Annotated in this window: 7 protein-coding genes; 4 read left to right on the top strand and 3 right to left on the bottom strand. The window is 64.8% G+C overall.

Annotation, left to right across the window (positions count from 1 at the left end; genetic code table 11):
- Positions 1 to 123: 123 nt before the first annotated feature.
- Entirely contained in the window at positions 124 to 573 is a 450-nt protein-coding gene (locus ACFU99_RS28815; RefSeq protein WP_384397543.1) for a hypothetical protein, read from the bottom strand.
- Positions 574 to 1,733: 1,160 nt separating this feature from the next.
- Positions 1,734 to 1,913 carry a hypothetical protein gene (locus ACFU99_RS28810; protein ID WP_384397541.1) on the bottom strand — a complete coding sequence of 60 codons (180 nt, stop codon included), beginning with the start codon at positions 1,911 to 1,913 and terminating at the stop codon, positions 1,734 to 1,736.
- A 239-nt stretch (positions 1,914 to 2,152) separates the two neighbouring features.
- Between ACFU99_RS28810 and ACFU99_RS28805 the strand changes: the two genes are divergently transcribed.
- The 4 genes from ACFU99_RS28805 to ACFU99_RS28790 all read left to right on the top strand — a co-directional run bounded on the left by ACFU99_RS28805 (position 2,153) and on the right by ACFU99_RS28790 (position 5,836).
- Entirely contained in the window at positions 2,153 to 2,440 is a 288-nt protein-coding gene (locus ACFU99_RS28805) for a hypothetical protein (protein ID WP_384397539.1), read from the top strand.
- 647 nt (positions 2,441 to 3,087) lie between these two features.
- A complete protein-coding gene (locus ACFU99_RS28800) occupies positions 3,088 to 3,813 on the top strand; it encodes a hypothetical protein (protein ID WP_384397537.1) in 726 nt (241 codons plus the stop codon).
- A gap of 911 nt (positions 3,814 to 4,724) precedes the next feature.
- The gene (locus ACFU99_RS28795) at positions 4,725 to 5,294 is read left to right on the top strand and encodes a DNA-binding protein (protein WP_384397535.1); all 570 of its coding nucleotides are present in this window, start codon (positions 4,725 to 4,727) and stop codon (positions 5,292 to 5,294) included.
- On the top strand, positions 5,291 to 5,836 hold the full coding sequence (locus tag ACFU99_RS28790; protein ID WP_384397532.1) for a hypothetical protein: 546 nt from the start codon (positions 5,291 to 5,293) through the stop codon (positions 5,834 to 5,836). Before ACFU99_RS28795 ends, ACFU99_RS28790 begins: the two co-directional genes overlap by 4 nt.
- Before the next feature lie 69 nt (positions 5,837 to 5,905).
- Here ACFU99_RS28790 and ACFU99_RS28785 read toward each other — a convergent pair.
- Positions 5,906 to 6,400, bottom strand: a 495-nt coding sequence (locus tag ACFU99_RS28785; RefSeq protein ID WP_384397529.1) for a hypothetical protein, incomplete at its 5' end; no start/stop codon positions are given.

Below are 6,400 nucleotides of genomic sequence, written 5' to 3'. Positions count from 1 at the left end.
GCGGAAGACCGTCCAAGATCTTCCGCTCTACCAGAGGTCCCGTTCTGGCATTCTGAAACCCAACGTCTTGCGGACGATTTTCCATTCCATGCCGTGTTTAGCTTCGTGGCCTTGTCCGGTCACTTAGGCGGAACGAGAAACAGGCTTGAGCGGCTTGGCGGCCAGGTTGGCCGGACCGTTCTCAGAGGACTTGCGTGCGGTGGCCCTTCGGCGGCGGGCCTTGGCCAGCTCCGAAGGCCTGGCCGTTTCGCGGTTCATCTCCCGGATTTCGCGGCAGTCCTGGAGACTGAACTTCAGGAACTTGCCGAAGCGGTGGTGAGGGAAGCCGCTGTGGTTGGCCCCGTCCCGGAGCCAGCGTTCGCCGCAGCCGATGACTTTGGCGGCGTCCTTTGGGTCCAGCATCGTTTCGTTCTGCTCAAGAGCTTTCGCAGCGGCTTCGATGATTGCTTCGTCGGTGGTCTCTTTGCGCAATTGGACACTCCAGGTCATTTCGGGCCCGCGTTCAGCGGGTCTGGCTAAGGGCGTGCCTGTCAGGTCGTGGGTGCTGGCCAAACGCAGCAGCGGCGTAGCCATGATCTGCAGGATCGTCGGTTCGCGTGTCCGGAGAGCCTGCGTCTCGTGTGGGCTGAGCGATGGCCTTGGCGTCGCGATGCTGATGCTCTGTCGCAGCGCTGATGTCGAGTCGGTTCCCGGCGCATGTCGACTTCTCGCTAGTCGCCCCCCACTGGTTCACCTATCAAAGCTTACTCGAAAAGCCTATCGAGTCGTGTATCTACTAGTCAATCAGATCTATTGCTGACTAATGCGTCTCGTTCTCAACCTGGTGGTCGGCAGCCACTCGGGCCTGTCTCGATCGTGACCGAACTGCTGTACCTCATCGTCTGCGACGGCCTATGACGCCTCTGCCCTACTCGATCGACATGTTTCTAGGTCGCTCTGTGGTGACGACCCCGCACGCGCTGGAGCCATGCACTGGATGAGGGGAGGGCCTGCGAATCTCGTTGCTCAGGACGTTCAGAGAGGACAGCGATCGCCTTGTCTGTTCGATAATCCGGGCCTCACCGTACGGGTCGATCTGGGAAGTCGGCTGGTCCAGGATCAGCAGACCCTGGCACCGGTACAGGATCCTGAAGCATGTGCTGCCGCTGACCGCTGGACAGCTCCGAATCACCGAAGACCTCGCAGGAGAGCAGGATGGCCGGAACGGCAGGGAGGTCGTCGACGGCTTCGCACAGGCCGACCGAGGCGACCGCCTCCGGGCTCTGCAATGAGCGGTCGGCCGGACAAGGAAGCCGCCGCCCGCTGTGGCGAAGATCAAATCGAAATGGCGGGCAGGCCTGTGGGTGGAGTTCGTCGTCTACCGACCAGCCTGTACCTGTGGCTTCAGCCCCCGGCTACACGGAGGGGGAATCGCGGCCGCTCCCGGCACGGCGTCCCCATCAGTCGGTGCGAGCGCCACCTGGATAGCCGGCCATGAGCGCCCCCGACCTCATCGCCCACTGGGGGCAGTCATGTCCCTACGCCGGTACCTGCGCGCCGTCGCCCGGATGATCCAGGACATCCACCGCGCCGCGCTCGGGCGCCCCAGGGCGAACGGTGCCGAAGCTGCCCACGTCCGCAACCGATGCCGCTGAACGGGGGCGCTTTTACCAATGACCCCACTGCGACACGCCAGCCGCGGCACCGGCATGCCACGGGCCGGGGAACAGGCTGCTCCTTCTGCGCCCGCGCCCCTAGCCACCGCCGACAGTCTGGACTACGTGACGGACCGCCACGGCTATGTCCTCGTTGCTGAAGAAGACGTAGAAGACGCACGCCGAGGCAAACAGTGCGGCGCGTTCTCGCATGGGGCGGCCGCGCAGCACAAGCACGTGGGCGAACACAGCACCAATGATCAGGACGATGAGGACCATGAGCACCTCCCACGGGTGCCAATCCCTGCGGCCGCGTCGTGCAGCGCGAGCAGCACCAGCGCTGCCCAGTCTTTCCCGCACTGCCCGGCCATGGCCCAGTTCGGTCAATCGGCCCGCACGGCCCGCGTTCATCAGGTATAAGGACCTAGCCAGGGGCGGAAGTTCACTGCGCCCGCCCCCGGACGGAGGCGGGCACCACGGCTTCCACGCCGCTGTCCGCCGTCGGTCGAGGAGGTCACATGATCAGCATCTACCGGGCGGCGCTCGCGACGCCCGCCACTATGCCCCCCGGCGCCTATCGCGAACTGTGCTGGGGCGCGGGCCTGGACCACACCGCTACCGGTTACGGGCTGCTGCTCGGCGCCGACACCGCTGACGGGGCCCTGCTCACCGCGGTCATCGAGGACATCGACTATGTGCGGCTCCTGATACAGGCCGGCGGTGCAGAGGTTCCGGAGGACAAGGTCAGCTGCTACCTGGACGGCTGGCCCGACCTCAGCACCGAGGCCCCCACCGTCTGGCCCTGAACCCCGGGGCCGGCGCACGCTCCGTACCAGCATCCGAGGCGGCCGGTACGGAGTGGGGCGAATACTGCCGGGCTCGCCCCGCTGACGTGGAGGGGCGGCACGACAACCTGCTACGTCATTGCCGAAGGGGGCTCTGGCCGACCCGGCCCGGCAAGAGCACAAATCGCGGTCTGCATCGCACCGGGCGTCGCCTACCTCAGCAACCTCAGCAACTCTGTCTACCTCGTCGCCACCGGACAGTGCTGACACTGGAGAAGAGCGCCGACCGCCCAATCCGCCAGATCCGGGTTCGTGGTGCACGTTGCAACACGGATGATCAAGCCATGCTTTGATCTTGAGGGGACCGGCTGAGTTCGGCCAAGCACAATCCTATAGAGCTGATACGGGTCTGGTGGAGGCATCCGCTGCGCGAGGAGGGCACTGTCGGGAGAACGGCGGGTCGCCTCACTGATGGTGATGAAGGATGCAGCCTGGATCAGAGGTCGATCAACCATTCTTTGACCTCGACACAGAGTGTGTAGAAGTATCGGCTCGTGGGACTTACTACTGCACGAGAGTGCGCCGAACGCTGGGGCTTTACCCTGGCTACTGCTCAATGCGTCCTTGCACCGCTCACTGCGGTTGACCGTGATCCCGCTACCGGTGCCATGCGCTATCAGGAGGCGGAGGCGGAAGCCGCCCGTGCTGCACGACGTGGCCAGGGCCACCGCTCGGATCTGGCAGCCAGAACTCTCCCAGCCCTCAGCCTGGAGGAGTTTCTGCGTCTCGCTGAGGATGCGACGATCCCTGTCGCCCACCGAACCCTCTGGGCACTGCTGTGGGAGGGAGAGATCCGCCTCCGTAACGCCCTCTCGCTGGACGTGCGTGACGTTTCCCCTGACCGCCATTACCCCAGGGTGGAGACGGGCGAGCGCACCATCTCGCTCAGCGATCAAACGGCGGCCCTTGCCCGGGCCTCAATCGGAGGCCGAGATGAGGGTCCGTTTCTGACTAGTGAGCGTGGTGCAGCGCTAAGCCGTGAAGCGGCAGTCAGGTTCGCTCGACGTGCAGGCCCCGGTGTCCACGCCTTTCGCGCTGGCGGTCGTATAGCCCGCAAGGTCCGCCCGCCCCGCGTCAAGATCCAGACGTTGTTGCTGGGAGCGGAGGCAGAGGACGTTCCGGACGCTTGCCACTGCCGGTGTGGCCACATCCATCCATGGAGGCCGGACGTGTGCGGGAGAACCGCCAACGCGGCGTTGCTCGTAGATGTGACGATCGAGTCACCCATGAGCGGAGAACTCAAGGACCGGAGACTGCGGCCTTTCTGTCAGGGCTGCTACGACGCGGTTGTCGGCCAAACTGACGCCAAGAAGAAACGCGAGAGGGGCTTCTGAAGCCGCTCAGTTGATCGCTCCTGGTGAGGACCTTGTTGAGGATCGGACGAATGACCGATTCAGAGACCGGGAAATTTCCCTGCCGCGGTGCCGGCCACCGTCCCGGCATCATGTGACGGCTGATAGCCGTGCCCGTGCTGCGGGCATCGGATGTTCAGTAAGCCGATCTGGGCAGGAGTTGGCCCGAATGAACGGGTCTGAGTCTGGTTGAGGCGCAGGCCGCTTACCCGACGTTCGGCGCGGTGCAGGAGCGTCACCAATGCTACGTACGTCCGACGGCTGACGATGAGCCCCTGGCCCTGGGCTGGCACCCCGTCGCGGGACACCTCCGAGCGGGGCACAGCAATGAGCCTATGCCCGAGGGCTTCACGGCCCTACTGGTGGACTGGTGGCGGCCGAAACTACTGGCGGCGACGCGTGTCGCAGACGCGGTTCGGACTACGAAACGCCCCTACGACAGATGCTGGTCTCCACCTGGTATGCGGTATCGCCGAAGGCTGTGTGGGGCGTTGAAGTGGATGGCCCATCACTCGTCGGCTGAATCGGTGACGATAGGCGAAGGCCGGTATCGGCCAGCGGGCCCTCACCGCTCTTGGGCGTGACGTCAGCACGTCCAGACCGTACAGAGCGGGCGGCGGCTTCCGCATCGACGGCGCCGGTCTTGCCTCATCTGCAGCGGATGCTGCCCGAGGTGGCGTGCTGCCGTCGGCAAGCAGCCCCTCAGGAAGTATCCGCTTTGAGCGTGACCTCACAGGTCGCCAAGTACGCAAGGGCACGGAGCGCACCTTCGCTCAGGATCCATCCCAGATCCATGTGACGACGCCCGGAAGCTATGTGATAAACCATCCGGAGGCTGCGGCGAGCACACCTATGATCGGTGCATGCCGTCGTCCCTTCCCACGTCCCTTGCTGTGTCCGACGCCATCACCCACTACCGCCAGTTGCGCGAACTGACCATCGACGAGCTGGCCTACGTCCTCGTGATGCTCGATCACCCGATCCCGGCCAACGCCCTCGTGGAGATGGAGCAGCGCGCTCGCCCTGTGACCGTCGATGACCTCGTCGCGATCTCCTATGCGCTTAATACGACCCCCGCGGTGCTGTTGTCGCATCTGCCCCTCGACATGCCGGACCCTGAAGGGCCCCTTGCCACAGGGCTTCCCGGCGACGTAGACCAGGCCGAGCTCCACGCCTGGCTCGAAGGAAGGACCACACTTGACCGCGAGTCGCGGGTGGACTGGTGGGCAGAGCGGGTCGCCTGCCTCAGGGTCCGGTCGGCACACCACGAGGAGCAGTTGCAGGGTGCATACGCGGAGATGCGCGAGTTCGGTGACCTGGCGCTCCAGGTAGCAGACGCCCCGTTGGTGCGGCGTCTTCAGTGGCTCATCCAGGACGGCGAGCATGCGCTCAACCAGGCCGAAGTCGCACTGGCGTTGACTGAGCATCGACTCGAAGATCTTCGAGAGGAAACAACCCCATGAACTCCACCAGGGCCGCCATGTCCGCTGCGGCCCTGGCCGTGGGTGCGCTCATGCTCACCGCCTGCGGCGGGAGCAGCGATGCCGCTTCCTCCCAAAGCCCCAGCAGCAGTCGAGCTTCCAGCTTCGACGGTGCCTACATCTCCATCACCGACGGGGCGCGCGGCGGCATCGCCGCCATCGACGGCCACAAGATCACGTACATCAACGTCACCGCCGGCGACCAGCAGTGCCAGCTGACCGCGAAGGCCCTCGACGACATCAAGCACGGTTCGGTCGTCAAGGACGGCAAAACCGACAAGGGGCAGTACCAGGTTCTTTCGACCGGCACGATCAACGACAGCCGGACCAGTGTGCTCTGGGACGACGTCAACGGTTCCGACCAGACAGGCACCGACCCGGGATCCGGTTCAATCTCGATGTCGAACAGCATGATCACGCTCGGGTACACCTTCACCTATTCGATCGACCAGGTACGGCTCATCCCCGTCGGCAGCGACCAGGCGAAGACCTTGATGGCCAAGGACTGCAACCAGAACAACTGATTACCGCACCGTCGGGCAGTACAGATCTCCGTGGATGTCACATCCACGGGGTTCTGTCTCTTCTCGCACCTACTTCTGGAGCTGCTGCGCCCGGTACTCCTCGATCGTCTGCCGTGGCCGGCCGTACTTCGGCACGTGCTGCTCGACGAAATCCAGCTCAGCCCACGCTGCCGGCTGCCGGATCCTCGACCGGGCGGCGACGATGAACACGGCACTGATGGCGGTATTGAGCAGACACCACCCGGCCAGCAGCACTGTCAGCATCACCGGCGGACCGTCCTCGATCGCCGTGGCGGCCAGAACAGCCAAGCCTGCGTCGTTGACCAAGAGGCTGGCCACGTGTCCCTCGAACGTGCCGGACAGGCGCGCCAGAACCCGCGGTTCGTCGCGATGCCGCACAGCGCGCTGCATTTCGCCGACGAACACCGCGGTGGCCACGGCCGCCGTGGTGTTCAATGCCAGTTCGCGGACCCCGGTGATCCACCACTGCGCCGAGCGGCACCAACCGCGTGGGAAGTCGCCGTGAAGTCGTGATCCGAGTCTCATGCTCTTCCCCTTCTCTTC

This window comes from Streptomyces sp. NPDC057654 (assembly GCF_042800135.1).
Lineage (GTDB): Bacteria > Actinomycetota > Actinomycetes > Streptomycetales > Streptomycetaceae > Streptomyces.
Note: the sequence above shows the minus strand (reverse complement) of the source record. Positions and strands in the feature narration are given on the sequence as shown.